The organism is Micromonospora sp. CNZ322 (assembly GCF_007827755.1).
This window is the reverse complement of the sequence record NZ_VITD01000002.1, coordinates 683412-698085: the sequence shown is the minus strand read 5'-3', so window position 1 is coordinate 698085 and position 14674 is coordinate 683412. Positions and strand designations below refer to the sequence as shown.

Sequence of the window (14674 nt, the reverse complement as noted above, 5' to 3'; positions counted from 1 at the left end):
GGCTGACGCCGGTGACCACGAACCCGCGCCTGGAGACCCCGATGTCCACCCACGACTTCATCGCCATCGGGTTGGGCCCGTACAACCTGGGCCTGGCCTGCCTGACCGCGCCGATCGACGAGCTCGACGGGGTGTTCCTGGAGGCCCGGCCGAGCCTCGCCTGGCACCCCGGCATGCTGCTGGAGTCGGCCCGGTTGCAGACCCCGTTCATCGCCGACCTGGTCAGCCTCGCCGACCCGACGTCGCCGTACTCCTTCCTCAACTACCTCAAGGAGATCGGCCGGCTCTACCCGTTCTACATCCGGGAGAGCTTCTACCCGCTGCGCAGTGAGTACGACGCGTACTGCCGGTGGGCGGCGGCGAAACTGCCAAACCTGCGCTTCGGCCAGAATGTGACCACTGTGGAGTACGACAGCGCCGACGAGCGGTACGTGGTGCGGGCCAGCACCGGCACGGGAGAGACCGTGCAGTACCGGGCCCGGCACCTGGTGCTCGGCACCGGCACCCCGCCGCACCTGCCCCCGGCCGTGGCCGGGTTGCCGGGCGACGCCGTGCACAACTCCCACTACCTGGAGCACCGCACGGCGCTGCGTACCAAGCGCAGCATCACGGTGGTGGGCAGCGGGCAGAGCGCCGCCGAGATCTACCACGACCTGCTCGGCGACATCGACCGGTACGGCTACCAGCTCAACTGGGTGACCCGGTCGCCGCGGTTCTTCCCGCTCGAATACACAAAGCTGACGCTGGAGATGACCTCACCGGACTACGTGGACTACTTCCACGCGCTACCCGAGGCGACCCGCTACCGGCTGGAGTCCGAGCAGAAGGGCCTGTTCAAGGGGATCAACGCCGACCTGATCAACGACATCTTCGACCTGCTCTACGCGCACAGCGTGGACGGGCCGGTGAACACCCGCCTGCTCACCAACACCGAGCTGGTCAGCGCCGAGCACCAGGACGGGCAGTACACGCTGGGGTTGCGTCAGGTGGAGCAGGAGCGCGACTTCGTGCTGCGTACCGAGGGGCTGGTGCTGGCCACCGGCTACCACTACCAGGTGCCGGAGTTCCTCACGCCGGTGCGGGACCGGATTCGCTGGGACGCGCACGGCCGCTTCGACGTGGCCCGCAATTACAGCATCGACCACAGTGGGCGGGGCATCTTCCTGCAGAACGCGGGCACCCACACGCACAGCATCACCTCACCGGACCTGGGCATGGGCGCCTACCGCAACTCCTGGATCATCCGTGAGCTGCTCGGCCGGGAGCACTACCCGATCGAGAAGAGCATTACCTTCCAGGAGTTTGGGGTGTCGTCGTGACGAGCGTCTTCACCCGGGTCGACGAGGGGCTCGGTGAGTTCGCGCTGCGGCCGCTCGATCTGGACGCCGACGCGGCGCCGCTGCACGCCTGGGTGACCCACCCAAAGGCGGCGTTCTGGATGATGCAGGACGCCGACCTGGCCCAGGTCGCCGAGGAGTATCGGCGCATCGCCGAGCACCCGCACCACGACGCGTACCTCGGCCTGTGGCGGGGGAGTCCCGCCTTCCTGGCGGAGCGCTACGACCCGGCCCACGTCGAGCTGGTCGGCCTGTACGACCACCAGCCCGGTGACGTGGGCATGCACTTCCTCTGCGCGCCGGTCGACGCGCCAGTGCACGGCTTCACCCGGGCGGTGATCGGCACCGTCATGGCGTGGCTCTTCGACGACCCGACGACCCGACGGGTGGTGGTCGAACCGGACGTGCGCAACACCGCCGTGCACGCGCTGAACGCCGCCGTCGGCTTCACTGTCGTCGGCCCGATCGCCAAGCCCGAGAAGGACGCGCTGCTCAGCGTCTGCACCCGAGCCCAGTTCCAGGCCGCCGCCGACCGCGCCGCCGCCGACCGCGCCGCCGCCGACCGCGCCGCTGTCACCCGAACCGAAGGAGCCCCGGCGTGACCACCACCGCCGTACCCACCCACCCGCCCGTCGCCACGGCGCACAACGCCCCCGGCGACCCGGTCGGGCACCTCACCCCGCAGCGCTGGGCCCGGGCCAACCGGCTGCTGGTCCGCAAGGCCCTCGCCGAGTTCACCCACGAGCGGCTGCTCACCCCGGAGGCCGTGGCCGGCCCCGACGACCGGCAGTGGTACGAGGTCCGCAGCGACGACGGCACTGTCACCTACCGGTTCGCGGCGCGGGTGCTCGCCCTGGCGCACTGGCAGATCGACGCGGACAGCATCACCCGACACCGCGACGGCAGCGCCCTGGCCCCGGACGCGGTGGACCTCATCGTCGAACTGCGCGACACCCTCGGGCTCTCCGCGCGGGTGCTCCCGGTCTATCTGGAGGAGATCACCTCGACGCTGGCCGGTACGGCGTACAAACTGGCCCAGGCCGCGCCGAGCGCCGCCGAGCTGGCCGAGGCGGACTTCCAGACCATCGAGACCTCGATGACCGAGGGCCACCCCTGCTTCGTGGCGAACAACGGCCGGCTCGGGTTCGGCGTCGACGAGTACCACCGGTACGCCCCGGAGGCCGCAGCGCCGGTGCGGCTGGAGTGGCTGGCCGCACACCGGGACCACTCGACGTTCAGCAGCGCCGCCGACCTCGACTACGACACGCTCATCGAGAGCGAGTTGGACGCCGAGACCCGGGCCCGGTTCGCGGCCACGATGGCCGATCTCGGGCTGGACCTCGCCGACTACCACCTGATCCCGGCGCACCCGTGGCAGTGGTGGAACAAGCTGGCGGTCACCTTCGCCGGGGAGCTGGCCGAGCGGCGGCTGGTGCACCTCGGCCCCGGGCCGGACGTGTACCTCGCCCAGCAGTCCATCCGCACCTTCTTCAACGTCAGCGAGCCGGGTCGGCACTACGTCAAGACCGCGCTGTCGGTGCTGAACATGGGCTTCATGCGGGGGCTGTCGGCCGCCTACATGGAGGCCACCCCGGCGATCAACGACTGGCTGGCCGACCTGATCGCCGCCGACGAGGTGCTGACCGGCACCGGCCTGACCGTCATCCGGGAGCGGGCCGCCGTGGGTTACCGGCACCGGCAGTACGAGGCGGCGACCGAGCGCACCTCCCCGTACCGCAAGATGTTGGCCGCCCTGTGGCGGGAGAGCCCGGTGCCCGAGCTGGCGCCGGGGGAGCGACTGTCCACCATGGCCGCGCTGCTGCACGTCGACGACGAGGGCGGCTCACTGGCGGCGGCGTTGATCGCCCGGTCCGGCCTGGTACCCGAGGTGTGGCTGCGTCGCTACCTGGACGCCTACCTGACCCCGCTGCTGCACAGCTTCTACGCCCACGACCTGGCCTTCATGCCGCACGGCGAGAACGTCATCCTGGTCCTCGACGAGCAGGACACCGTCCAGCGGGTGATCTTCAAGGACATCGCCGAGGAGATCGCGGTGATGAGCGACAAGGTCGAGCTGCCGGCGGCGGTGGAGCGGATCCGCGTCGAGGTGCCCGACGACACCAAGCTGCTGACCATTTTCACCGACGTGGTGGACTGCTTCCTGCGGCACCTCAACGCGGTCCTGGTCGAGGCCGGCGTGCTCGCCGAGGACGACTTCTGGCGCACTGTCGCGGCCTGCGCCGCCGACTACTTTGACCGGGTGCCGCACCTGGCCGAGCGGGTCCGCCACTACGACCTGTTCGCCCCGGAGTTCACGCTGTCCTGCCTCAACCGGCTGCAACTGCGCAACAACCAGCAGATGATCGACCTGGCCGACCCGTCGGCGGCGCTCCAGTTCGTCGGCACCCTCACCAACCCGCTGGCCGCCCACGCTCGGGCCCGGTGACCGCTGTCGCGTTTGGTCAGCGGGCACGCCAACGGGTGCAATAGGCGGATGGGAGTTCTGAGTACCGCGAGCCTGTTCGCCGCCACAGTGACCACCGGCCTGACCGCCGGGCTGTTCGCCGCCTTCGCGTACGCGGTCATGCCGGGTCTGGCCCGCAGCGACGACCGGACTTTGGTGCTCGCCATGCGGCGGATCAACGAGTCGATCCTCAACGGCTGGTTCGCTGTGTGCTTCGGCGGCGCGCTGCTGTTCACGCTGCTGGCGGCGGCGCTGCACCTGGGGGCCGAGCGTCGGGCGGTGCTGCCGTGGATCGTCGCCGGGCTGCTGCTGTACGTGGTGGTGCTCGGCGTCACCGCAGTGGTCAACGTGCCGCTCAACAACGTGCTGGCCCGCGCCGGCGACGCCGGCGACGCCGCCGGCCTCGCGGCGCTGCGGGCGCGCTTCGAGGTGACCTGGGTACGCGCCAACGTCGTCCGCGCCGTCGCGTCGACCGGCGCCTTCGGGTTGCTGGCGTGGGCGCTGGTGGCCGAGGGTCGGCTGCTCGGCTGAGGCCGGACGGGCGACCGACCGGGCCGGCGTCGGCTCAGTCGGTCGGCTCTGCCGTGCCGGCTTGCTGGAACGCGCGGGCCAGCTGGGCGAGGTCGAAGCCCTCGAAGTGCTGGAGGAACCGGCGGCGTACGGCGGCCAGGTGACTGGGCCAGGCTTCCTGCAGGCGGGCGTAGCCCGCGTCGGTGAGGACGGCGTTCCAGCCGCGCGCGTCCTCCTCGCACCGTTCCCGCCGGACCAGGCCCTGCGTCTCCAGCCGGATGATCGTGCGGGTCATGCCGCTCAGCGAGAGGTAGCAGAGCGCGGCGAGTTCGTTCATGCGCATCCGCCGGTCTGGCGTCTCGGAGAGGTTCATCAGCGCGGTGTACTCGGTGAGCGGTAGCTGACGGTCACCGACCATGTCCGCGTCGATCGCGCGGGGCAGGACGTGCATCACCTGGCCCAGGGCGCGGACCAGGGATTCCTCGTCTGGGGCGAGGGGTTGCGGAGGCGCTGCGGAGGGGTTGGACATCCTCCTATCGTACTTGTTTGACTGAGCAAGTGCTCACCCTCCGTGTGACAACGCCCATAGGTCACATATTTGCTTGACCAATCAAGCAGCGGTTAGCGTTCCCGTCGTCAGGCAAGGACCTCTGAAAGGCGCCACACATGACCAGGATCGGGATCATCCTCGGAAGCACCCGCCCGGGGCGTAACGGCGAGGCCGTCGCCCGCTGGGTGCTCGACATCGCCAAGCAGCGCTCCGACGCGGAGTACGAGCTGATCGACCTGCTCGACTACCAGCTGCCGCACCTCGACGAGGCGTACCCGCCCTCGATGGGCCAGTACACCCAGCCGCACACCAAGCGGTGGGCCGAGACGATCGCGTCGTTCGACGGCTTCATCATGGTTACCCCCGAGTACAACCACTCGACCTCGGGCGCCCTGAAGAACGCGATCGACTTCCTCTACGCCGAGTGGAACAACAAGGCCGTCGGCTTTGTCAGCTACGGCTCGGTCGGCGGCACGCGTGCCGTGGAGCACCTGCGTCTGATCTCCGGTGAGCTCCAGATGGCCGACGTGCGCTCGCAGGTCGCGCTGTCGCTCTTCACCGACTTCGAGAACTTCAGCGTCTTCAAGCCCAACCAGTTCCACCAGGACTCGCTGACCGCCACGCTCGACCAGGTGGTCGCCTGGAGCACGGCGCTCGCTCCGCTGCGCAAGGCCTGAGCGTTTCGCGTCGTCCGGAAACGGCCGTGGGGGACCCCACGGCCGTTTCCGTGCGTTCAGGCACGCTGTGCTCGTCAGGCGCGCCGAGCGTCGCCGAGCAGGTCCAGCGAGAGCTGCCACAGCCGCGCGGCCGCCTCCGGGTCGATCGCGTGGTCGGCGACGCCGCGCAGCGGGTCCGCCGGGTCGTGGCGCATCGCCTGCTCACAGTCCTCGAAATACCGGCCGCCGATGCCCTCGACCTGCGGCCCCGCGGCGAGCAGCACGGAGGTCGCGGCCCCCTGCTGCGGGGTCTTGAAGTCGTACGCCGGAAGGTTCGCGTAGTCCTCCTCGGTGAGATGCCGTCCCAGGTTGGTGGTGACCGCACCCGGGTTGGCCGCGTTGACGGTGATGCCGTCGCCGGCCCAGCGCCGGTTCGCCTCGACAGCGAACAGCGCGGTGGCGGTCTTCGACTCGCCGTAGGCGACGAAACGGTCATAGGGGCGTTGCCGGAAGTTGACGTCCTCGAAGACCATCGGGGCCCGAACGTGGGCGATGGAACTCAGCGACACCACGCGGGCCCGACTGGCCTCGGCGAGCGCCCGGTGCAGCCCGTTGGCGAGTGCGAAGTGGCCGAGGTGGTTGGTGGCCAACTGCAACTCCCAACCCTCCGCCGTGCGCATCTCGGGGGTCGCCGACACCCCGGCGTTGTTGACCAGGATGTGCAGAGGCCCGTCCCAGGCGGCCACGAACGCGGCGACCGACCGCTGGTCGGAAAGGTCCAACGGCGCGACCCGGAGCAGCCGGTTCCCGGTCCCGGCGCCGATCTCCCGCGCGGTCCGTTCTCCGGCCCGCACGTCCCGTACCGCAAGCGTCACCTCGGCGCCCGCCATGGCGAGCGCCCGGGCGGTCTCCACCCCGATGCCGGACGAGGCGCCGGTGACGATGGCGCGTTGCCCGGTCAGGTCGACACCGGCCACGACGTCGGCGGCGGTGGATTGGGCGTTGAACGGCGTGCTGACGCGTGTTTCCGACATGAACGTCTTCCTTCGGTGGGTGTCCTCACGTGGCCGTGCCGGCTTGCCGTACCGGCGTACGGTGTGCCGGCGCCGCCCTTCGCACCGATCGTGCGCGGAGGTCTGTGCGGACGGCCAACACGCTCTTCCTGGCGTGGCTACAGTCTGTTCCTGTGGCCACGCCTGAGCTGCGACAACTGCGGTACTTCCTGGTCCTCGCGGAGGAGCTGAGCTTCACCCGCGCCGCCGCCCGCCTGATGATCGCCCAGCAGTCGCTGTCGCAGCAGATCACCGCCCTGGAACGCGCGCTCGGGGCGAAACTGTTCGACCGTGACAGCCGTGGCACCACCCTCACCGACATCGGCGCCCTGTTCGTGCCCGAGGCGCGCGCCGTCACCGACCGCGCCGAGCAGGCCGTCGCCGTCGTGGAACGGGCCCTGCGGGGTGAGGTCGGCACCCTCCGGCTCGCCTTCCTGACCACCGTCGCCAACCATCTGCTGCCCCCGGTGGTCCGGGCAGTCCGCCACCACCTCCCCGACCTGCACCTGGCCACCGAGTCCACCAGCATCGCGACAGTGGTGCAGGGCGTCCTCGACGGGCGGTTCGACGTCGCCTTCACCCGGACCCCGCTCGTGCCCGGCCTGGAGTCCAGGAGGCTGACGACCGAACCGGTCTGCGCGGTGCTGCCCGAGGGCCACCCGCTCGCCGGGCGCGACGAGTTGACCCTCGCCGACCTGGCGGACGAACCGTGGGTCATGACCCCGCGCAGCTCCTGGGAACCCTGGCACCGCGCCTACGAGGACCAGTTCCGGGAAGCGGGCTTCGTACCGACCGTCGTTCAGGAGGAGGCCGGCGTGCAGAGCCTCCTCGGCCTGGTCGCCGCCGGGCTCGGCGTCACCCGGCTCGCCTGCTCGGCGGCGAGTCTTCGCCGCACCGGCGTGGTGTTCGTTCCGCTGGCCGGCGCCTACGCGTACACCGAGATGGTGTGGTTGGCGGGCAACACCGCGCCCGCGCTGCACCGCTTCCTGGACGTGGTCACGGAACTCGCGGCGACCACCGACCTCACCAGCACCGGCTGACGGTGAGCCGGCTGGCTCACCGCGTCGCGAGGTGGTGGGCGGTGCCGTCGGCGACGGCGCGAAGTTTGTCGGGGTTGGCGACGTTGTGGATGGCGGTGATGCGACCGCCGGCGTCGATGTCGAAGGAGACGGTGGCGACCACCCGACCCGCACCGCTGAACACCAGACCCGGGCCCCCGTTGATCTCGACCAGAGCGGCGCGCATGTCGTGCGGCGCGACGCCCTGGTAGGTGACGGTGGCGATGGCCGCGAACCACGCGGCGACCGTTCCCGCGCCCCTGATGGGACGCAGGGCCTGGCGGACCTTACCGCCACCGTCGGTCCACAACGTCACGTCCGGAGACAGCAGCTCCAGCAGGGTGTTGATGTCGCCACCGGTCGCGGCGGCGAGGAATCGCTCGGTGACCCCGCGCTGCTGCGACCGGTCCGCCGTGAAACGTTGCCGCTGGCCCCGAACGTGCTCACGAGCCCGGTGGGCGATCTGGCGGACCGCCGCCTCGGAGCGCTCCACCGCCGCTGCGATCTCCGCGTGGCTGAAGTCGAAGACCTCCCGCAGGACGAACACGGCGCGTTCGAGCGGGCTGAGCGTCTCCAGCACCACCAGCATCGCCATCGACACCGACTCGGCGTCGGTGACGGCGTCGGCGGCGTCCCCTTCGGTCAGGACGGGTTCGGGCAACCACGGCCCCGGATAGGTTTCGCGGTGGTGCCGGGCCGAGCGCAGACGCTGCAACGCGAGGTTCGACACGATGCGGGCGAGGTACGCCTTCGGGTCGGCGACCTGGGAGCGGTCTGCCGAGGACCAGCTGATCCAGGCGTCCTGCACCGCGTCCTCGGCGTCGGCCGCGCTGCCGAGGATCCGGTAGGCCACCGAGAACAGCAGGTTGCGATGACTGTGGAACACCTGCTCGTCAGGGCCCGGCATGTGCGTCACCGGGCGTCCCGCAGGCGGGTGAAGCGGCCGCCGCGCGGCCAGAACGCGCCGGAGGAGGGCAACCGAGACATGCGACGGTAGGTCGGCCAGGGCGAAGCGCTCACGGTCTCCTTGTACCAGACCGCCATCCGCCCGGTCAGACACCCGCGGCGAGGGCTGTCGTCGGGGCGGGTGAACTGCACGACCGCGTCGTTTCGACCCAGGCTCACGGGCGTGTGGTAGTAACCGAACCGGAATGGCCTGGGTTGCCTGCCCCGCAGCGCGCGGGCGATCGACACCGCCGCGTGCACGCCAGTCGGCATCCCGCTCTGGCAGGTGCCGTGCAGCACTCCGTAACCCTGCCGGATCGCTGCCGCATCGCCGATCGCGTACACCTCGGGGTGCGACACCGACCGCAACGCGGAATCGGTGACGACGCGACCGCGTTCGTCGACGGTCAACCCGGCGGCGGCGGCCAGCGGCGCCACCCGGGTACCACCCGTCCAGAGGACGACATCGGCCGCCACGGTCTCCGCACCGGCCAGTTCGACAGCGTCGGGCCGGACCCTGGTGACCGCCGCTCCACTGATCACCTGGACGCCGAGGCGGGTCAGCGCGCCCCGCAGGTACGCCCGGGCCTTCGGGTTCATGCTCGCTCCCGGATCCTGCTGGCCCACCAGCGTTACACCGACCTCCGGGTGCCGTTCGGCGATCTCCGCGGCCGCCTCGACCCCGGTCAACCCGCTGCCGACCACGACGACAGTGCCGGCGCCGAGCCGTGCCAGCCGGTCCGCCAGTGTGGTCGCGCCGCTCGGACCGTCCAGGGCGTACGCGTGCTCCTCGACGCCGGGGACCGCCGCCGTGTCCGTCACGCTGCCCAACGCGTAGACCAGGGTGTCGTAGCGCAGCACCCGACTGTCGTCGACGCGGACGGTCTTCGCGTGCGCGTCCACCGCTGTCACCCAGCCGCGCACGAACTGCGCACCCGTTCCCGCCAGCAGTTCAGGGATGTCCAGGTCGGCGAGCCGCTGACCGGTCGCCGTCATGTGCAGCCGGAGACGCTCGGTGAACCGCTCCTGCGCGTTGATCACTGTCACCTGCACGTCGGCCCGCCTGGTCCGGGCCGCCAGTTGGGTCGCCGCGGCCATGCCCGCGTAGCCCGCGCCGAGGATCAGTACGTGGTGTGTGCCCGCCGGGACCTGTCGATGCGCTGTGCTCATTGTTCCGCCTCTCTGATCGGACTGACGACCACGAGATGCGTGCCGCTCGTCGGTTCGTGACATCGCAGCGATGTGACGCCTGCCACGGCCAGCGTCGGAGGAGCGCGTTCACTACCCTTGGCGCGATGAGCCGATCCGCCGCCGCTGGTCGGGCTCCGCTCTGGCGGGACCGGACCTTCGGCACGTACTGGGTCGCCCAGTCGCTCTCGGCGGCCGGCGACTCGTTCGCCTACCTGGCGGTGCCGCTGCTGGTGCTCCAGGCGACCGGGTCGGTGGCGCAGATGGGCCTGCTCACCGCCGTCGCGGGCGCGGCGTCCGTCGTCGCCGGGATCTTCGGTGGGGTGCTGGTCGACCGGTACGACCGCCGCACCCTGATGATCGTGGCGGACCTGACCCGGCTGGTGCTCTACGCAGTGGTGCCACTGGCGTGGCTCGCCGGCCCGCAGGTCTGGCTGCTCTTCGTCGTGCTGCCCATCTGCGAGGCGGCCGGCATGCTGTTCCAGGTCGCCGCGGTGACCGCGGTCCGCAACCTCGTCGACTCCGACCGGATCACCGAGGCCAACGGCCGGTTGCAGGCGACGTACGCGGCGGCGGCCGTCCTCGGGCCGCTGCTCGCCGGTGTGGTGGCGGCCCGCTTCGGCCCGGCCACCGCCATCGCCGTCAACGCGGCGAGCTTCGCGCTCTCCGCGGCCGGCCTGTGGCTGATCCGACTGCGCCCCGTCCAGGTGGACGAGGGGGTGGCCCGGCAACGCCCGCTGGCCGAGTTCCTGGCCGGGGCGCGGTTCCTGTGGCGACAGCCCGTGCTGCGCGCGCTGACCGTCCTGTTGTCGGTCTTCATCTTCCTCACCTACGGCTTCGTCGACGTGCTGATCTACCACGTCACGCACGACCTCGGCGGCTCGGAGGGCACCGTCGGCACGGTGCTCGGCCTGGCGGCGCTGGGCACGGTCGCCGGCGCGCTGCTGGTGGCGCCGCTGCGCCGCCGCCGCGGCTTCGGCCCCACCTGGATCGGCGCGCACGCGATCTGCGGTTTCGCCGTGGCGGGGGTCGGCATCGCCACCACAGTGCCCGCGGTCACCACGCTGACAGCGGTGTACCTGTGCTGTCTCAGCGTCGGCGGGATCTGTTCGATGTCCCTGCGCCAGGAGATCACCCCCGATCACCTGCTGGGCCGGGTCACGTCGGCGTTCTGGAGCACGCACTACGCCCTGGGTCCGGCCGGCGCTGTGGTGCTGACCTGGGCCGCCGGCCGTTACGGTGCGCCGGCGGTCACCCTCGCGGCCGGCGCCGGGTGCCTGCTGGTCGCGGTCGGCGCCCTCTTCACCCCGATCCGCCGTGCCGGCGCGGAGCCGGCCGCCGGGCAGCCCGGCCTGCGCCCGGCCCCGGCCGGCGGCACCGTCGGTGGAGACGCGCCGACCACCACAGTGGCCTCCTGAGCGAGCGGAGCGGGAGCGGTCAAAACTCCTGGTACATCACGTGCAGGCCGACCCGGCCGAGGGTGGGGTGACGGAACGCGCCCGGCACGGTGCCGACCACCTCGAAGCCCTCCCGCCCATACAGCCGCACCGCCGAACTGTTGCTCTCCGCCACGGCGTTGAACTGCATGCCGGCGTACCCCTGCCGGCGGGCCCAGGTCAGGGCATCGCGGCACAGCGCGGTGCCCACGCCCCGGCCCCGCGCGTCGGCGGCGACCATGAAGCTGGCGGTGGACACGTGCGCGCCCGGCCCGGGCCGGTTGGTGCCCATCTTGGCGGTGCCGAGCACCCGCTCGCCGTCGACCGCCACGACGGTCCGCCCCGGCGCCGCCTCGACCCACATGCCGTACGACTGCTCGACGGTCATCGCCGGGTCGTAGGGGAACGTCTCCTGTGCCCGGATCACCTCCTCGATGATCGGCCACACCTGCGACCAGTCCCGGTCGACGAACTCCCGAATCAGCACTCGGGGAGGTTAGGCCGGGGCAGGAGCCTCGGACAATCCGTTATCCGCTGGTGCATCTGCGCGGCCTACCCGGTGCGAAGCATGGATCGTGACGAGACGTCACGGATCCGGTCGCTTCGACGAAAGGCCCGCTGATGAAGATCGCACGAATCGCCGCCCGGATGGCGGTGGGTGCCATGGCCACCGCGCTGGCCACCACCGCGGTCGCCGTACCGGCCGCTCAGGCCACCAGCAAGCCCAAGCCGCTCGGCACGACGTCACTCGCCCAGGTGCTCACCCGGGACAGCAGCGGCTTCGATCGCAACTCGCGTGACTTCGACGTGCTGACGGCGGCCGTGCTGGCCGTGCTGGAGGCCAAGCCGAACTCTCCGGTCAAGGTGCTCACCGACGGCACCGTGGCGCTGACCGCGTTCATCCCCACCGACGCCGCCTTCCAGCAGTTGGTCCGCGAGATCACGCAGGCCCGGAAGCTGCCGAGTGAGAGCGCCGCCTTCACCGCAGTGGCCGGGCTGGGCATCGACACCGTCGAGTCGGTGCTGCTCTACCACGTGGTTCCGGGGGCCACCATCGACCGCAAGACGGCGGTCCGGGCCGACGGCACGGACCTGACCACCGCGCTCGGCTCGACCGTCGAGGTCGACGTGCGCACCTACCTGTACTTCTTCCGCCAGGTGCGGCTGGTCGACGCCGACACCGACGACCGTGACGCGCGGGTCGTCTTTTACGACGTCAACAAGGGCAACCGGCAGATTGCGCACGCCGTGGACCGGGTGCTGCGCCCGATCGACCTGCCCTGACCGCGGGCGGGTGGCGTCCGACCACGCGCCGGACGCCATCCGCGCCGGGCGGTCAGCCCGAGGCGAGCGCGGCCAGTTCCTCGTCGAGCAGGGCCGCCAGCCGGGCGTGCCGCCCGGGATGGCTGCGCGCGGTCATCCCGCGGCTGGGCATCTCCACAGTCATCAGCAGGTACAGGTGCAACCGGTAGAGACCGAGCCGGCGGCGTGCCGAAGCGTCCAGCACCAACGGTTCGACTGCGCTGGCCTGGTAGCCGCGCAGCAGAGGGTGCTCCGGCTCGTCCTCGACGCGTCGGAAGAGCAGCGGTGAAACCAGGTCCAGCAGTGGGTCGCCGTAGAGGAACCGCTCGCCGTCCACCAGGCCGCGCAGCCGCAACCGGCCGTCCCCGTCGGGCGCCGCCAGCACGTTGCCGTCCCAGCAGTCGAAGTGCAGCAGCGCCGGCCGGCGCACCTCGTCGAGCACGTCGCCGTGCCGCCCCACCAGTGCGTGCAGGCGGTCCGGGGTCACCGGCAGCCGGACGTCCCAGTCGACCGCGTCGGCCAGGAGCGCGTCGAGCATCGCCGTGAACGCCGCCCGCCAGGTCGGCCCGCCGGCCCGTTCGTCGTCGTACCCGAACCGCTCACCGGTCACCCGGTGCAACGCGGCGAGAGCCACCCCGAGGTCGTAGCGCGCCGGGCCGTCGTCGACCACGACACCGGCCTCGGCCAGGTCGGCCAGCGACCGGCCGGGCAGCAGCGCAGTGACCAACCACTCGCCGTACGCCGGGTCGGCGCCGCGCCGGAGCACCGGGGGGACGGGCACCTGCGGCGCCCGCTGCGCGACGAGCCGAAAGTACCGCTCCTCGGCGGCGCAGAGCCCGCGCTCGTAGCGCAGCAGCGGCGTTCCGGCCGGCGGCGCCAGCTTCAGCACCACCCGACGGTCGTCGTCGAGCAGCACCCACCAGACCGTCGCGTACCCTCCACCGGCCAGTGGACCGGCGTCCCGGACCCGGTTGTGTGGCCCGAACGACGCACCGACCAGGTACGCCACATCGGCGCGCGTGAGGGGCCGCTGGGTCGGGCTGGCACCGGTCACGACGTGCTGTCACCTCGCCGTGCACGTGGCGCGGAACCCGCGGCGGCGCGGGTGGACAGTGGGACGGGACCGGCGGTGTCGCGGCGGACCAGCTCGGCGGGGAGCACCTCGACCCGGGGCGTCGGGGCCCCGACGCCGAGCACCAGGGACATCGCCCGCACACCCATGTCGACCAGGGGCAGCCGCACGGTGGTCAACGCCGGGGTCACGTCCCGGGCGATCGGCATGTCGTCGAAACCCAGCACCGAGATCTGCTGCGGCACGGCCAACCCACGCGCGCGCAGGGTGGCGAGCGCGCCGATGGCCATCGAGTCGTTGAGCGCCACGATCGCGGTCAGCTCCGGGTCGGCGTCGAGCAGTCGGGCGGTGGCCTCGGCGCCACCGTCGCGGTCGAACTCCGCGTACCGGATGCGCCGTTCGGGCAGCTCGCGGCCCTGCTCGGTGAGGGCCTGCCGGAGCCCGGCGAGCCGGTCGGTGGTGGTGGTCAGGATGCGCGGGCCGGCGACCACGCCGATCGCCCGGTGCCCCAGACCGCACAGCTCCCGCCCGGCGAGGTAGCCGCCGGTCCGGTTGTCCGGCATCACCGCGTCGCCGGAGTGCTCGTGCCGGCCGATCACCGCCACCCGCCCGCCGGTGGCCTCGTACGCGGCGAGCTTCTCGTTGAGTTGCCGGGTGAACGCCTCGTCGTGGTAGCCCGAGCCGGCCAGGATCAGCGCGGCCACCTGGTGGCCGCGCAGCAGCTCCACGTACTCCAACTCGCGGTCCGGGTCCCGATAGCTGTTGCAGATCATCAGCAGTCGGCCCTGGTCGGTGGCGACCCGTTGCAGCCCCCGGGTGATCTCGGCGAAGTACGGGTCGGAGACGTCATGCACGATCACGCCGACCGCGCTGCGGTGCGAGCGGGCCAGCAGTTGGGCGTGCGCGTTCGGCACGTACTGCAACTCGGCGACGGCGGCGAGCACCCGTTCGCGCAGCTCGTCGGTGACCGGCTTGCTGCTGCCGTTGATGACGCGGGAGGCGGTGGCGGGCGAGACGCCCGCTCGGCGGGCCACATCGGACAGGGTCGCCATGGCCCGCCCCCTCGATCTGTTGACGGCGTTTCGTCGTGCCGGCTAGCGTCAC

15 protein-coding genes are annotated in these 14674 nt (G+C 71.4%); 8 read left to right on the top strand and 7 right to left on the bottom strand.

Features of this window, described 5'->3' with window-relative positions; all coding sequences use genetic code 11:
• Positions 1-41 precede the first annotated feature (41 nt).
• The 4 genes from FB453_RS08230 to FB453_RS08215 are packed head-to-tail and all read left to right on the top strand — an operon-like array spanning position 42 to position 4332.
• On the top strand, positions 42-1319 hold the full coding sequence (locus FB453_RS08230) for a lysine N(6)-hydroxylase/L-ornithine N(5)-oxygenase family protein (protein WP_145788990.1): 1278 nt from the start codon (positions 42-44) through the stop codon (positions 1317-1319).
• Positions 1316-1939 carry a GNAT family N-acetyltransferase gene (locus tag FB453_RS08225; RefSeq protein WP_145788810.1) on the top strand — a complete coding sequence of 208 codons (624 nt, stop codon included), beginning with the start codon at positions 1316-1318 and terminating at the stop codon, positions 1937-1939. Before FB453_RS08230 ends, FB453_RS08225 begins: the two co-directional genes overlap by 4 nt.
• Complete coding sequence (locus FB453_RS08220) at positions 1936-3783, top strand: IucA/IucC family protein (RefSeq protein ID WP_186718118.1); 1848 nt, start codon at positions 1936-1938, stop codon at positions 3781-3783. The genes FB453_RS08225 and FB453_RS08220 overlap by 4 nt, the downstream gene beginning before the upstream one ends.
• A gap of 48 nt (positions 3784-3831) precedes the next feature.
• Positions 3832-4332 (top strand): anthrone oxygenase family protein, encoded by a 501-nt coding sequence (locus FB453_RS08215; protein ID WP_145788796.1) that lies wholly within the window; start codon positions 3832-3834, stop codon positions 4330-4332.
• Between the two features lie 34 nt (positions 4333-4366).
• Here the strand turns inward: FB453_RS08215 and FB453_RS08210 are convergent, their stop codons facing one another.
• Positions 4367-4840: a MarR family winged helix-turn-helix transcriptional regulator gene (locus FB453_RS08210; protein ID WP_145788794.1), complete on the bottom strand. Its 474-nt coding sequence runs from the start codon at positions 4838-4840 to the stop codon at positions 4367-4369.
• 137 nt (positions 4841-4977) lie between these two features.
• Between FB453_RS08210 and FB453_RS08205 the strand changes: the two genes are divergently transcribed.
• The gene (locus FB453_RS08205) at positions 4978-5538 is read left to right on the top strand and encodes an NAD(P)H-dependent oxidoreductase (RefSeq protein ID WP_145788792.1); all 561 of its coding nucleotides are present in this window, start codon (positions 4978-4980) and stop codon (positions 5536-5538) included.
• Positions 5539-5612: 74 nt separating this feature from the next.
• Here FB453_RS08205 and FB453_RS08200 read toward each other — a convergent pair whose 3' ends face one another.
• A complete protein-coding gene (locus FB453_RS08200) occupies positions 5613-6551 on the bottom strand; it encodes an SDR family NAD(P)-dependent oxidoreductase (RefSeq protein ID WP_145788790.1) in 939 nt (312 codons plus the stop codon).
• A 152-nt stretch (positions 6552-6703) separates the two neighbouring features.
• On the opposite strand from FB453_RS08200, the gene FB453_RS08195 reads away from it, so the two are divergent.
• The gene (locus FB453_RS08195; protein ID WP_145788789.1) at positions 6704-7609 is read left to right on the top strand and encodes a LysR family transcriptional regulator; all 906 of its coding nucleotides are present in this window, start codon (positions 6704-6706) and stop codon (positions 7607-7609) included.
• Between the two features lie 16 nt (positions 7610-7625).
• Here FB453_RS08195 and FB453_RS08190 read toward each other — a convergent pair whose 3' ends face one another.
• On the bottom strand, positions 7626-8534 hold the full coding sequence (locus tag FB453_RS08190) for an RNA polymerase sigma-70 factor (protein ID WP_145788986.1): 909 nt from the start codon (positions 8532-8534) through the stop codon (positions 7626-7628).
• A gap of 5 nt (positions 8535-8539) precedes the next feature.
• Complete coding sequence (locus FB453_RS08185) at positions 8540-9742, bottom strand: FAD-dependent oxidoreductase (RefSeq protein ID WP_145788786.1); 1203 nt, start codon at positions 9740-9742, stop codon at positions 8540-8542.
• A 125-nt stretch (positions 9743-9867) separates the two neighbouring features.
• On the opposite strand from FB453_RS08185, the gene FB453_RS08180 reads away from it, so the two are divergent.
• Positions 9868-11178, top strand: coding sequence for an MFS transporter (locus FB453_RS08180; RefSeq protein WP_145788785.1), 1311 nt, complete (start codon positions 9868-9870; stop codon positions 11176-11178).
• 19 nt (positions 11179-11197) lie between these two features.
• Here the strand turns inward: FB453_RS08180 and FB453_RS08175 are convergent, their stop codons facing one another.
• Positions 11198-11683 carry a GNAT family N-acetyltransferase gene (locus FB453_RS08175; protein WP_145788783.1) on the bottom strand — a complete coding sequence of 162 codons (486 nt, stop codon included), beginning with the start codon at positions 11681-11683 and terminating at the stop codon, positions 11198-11200.
• Between the two features lie 134 nt (positions 11684-11817).
• Between FB453_RS08175 and FB453_RS08170 the strand changes: the two genes are divergently transcribed.
• A complete protein-coding gene (locus FB453_RS08170) occupies positions 11818-12480 on the top strand; it encodes a fasciclin domain-containing protein (RefSeq protein ID WP_145788782.1) in 663 nt (220 codons plus the stop codon).
• Between the two features lie 52 nt (positions 12481-12532).
• On the opposite strand, the gene FB453_RS08165 is transcribed toward FB453_RS08170, so the two are convergent.
• Both FB453_RS08165 and FB453_RS08160 read right to left on the bottom strand, forming a co-directional pair.
• A complete protein-coding gene (locus tag FB453_RS08165; protein WP_186718116.1) occupies positions 12533-13552 on the bottom strand; it encodes an aminoglycoside phosphotransferase family protein in 1020 nt (339 codons plus the stop codon).
• Entirely contained in the window at positions 13549-14622 is a 1074-nt protein-coding gene (locus FB453_RS08160; protein ID WP_145788779.1) for a LacI family DNA-binding transcriptional regulator, read from the bottom strand. The genes FB453_RS08165 and FB453_RS08160 overlap by 4 nt, the downstream gene beginning before the upstream one ends.
• Between the last annotated feature and the right edge of the window lie 52 nt (positions 14623-14674).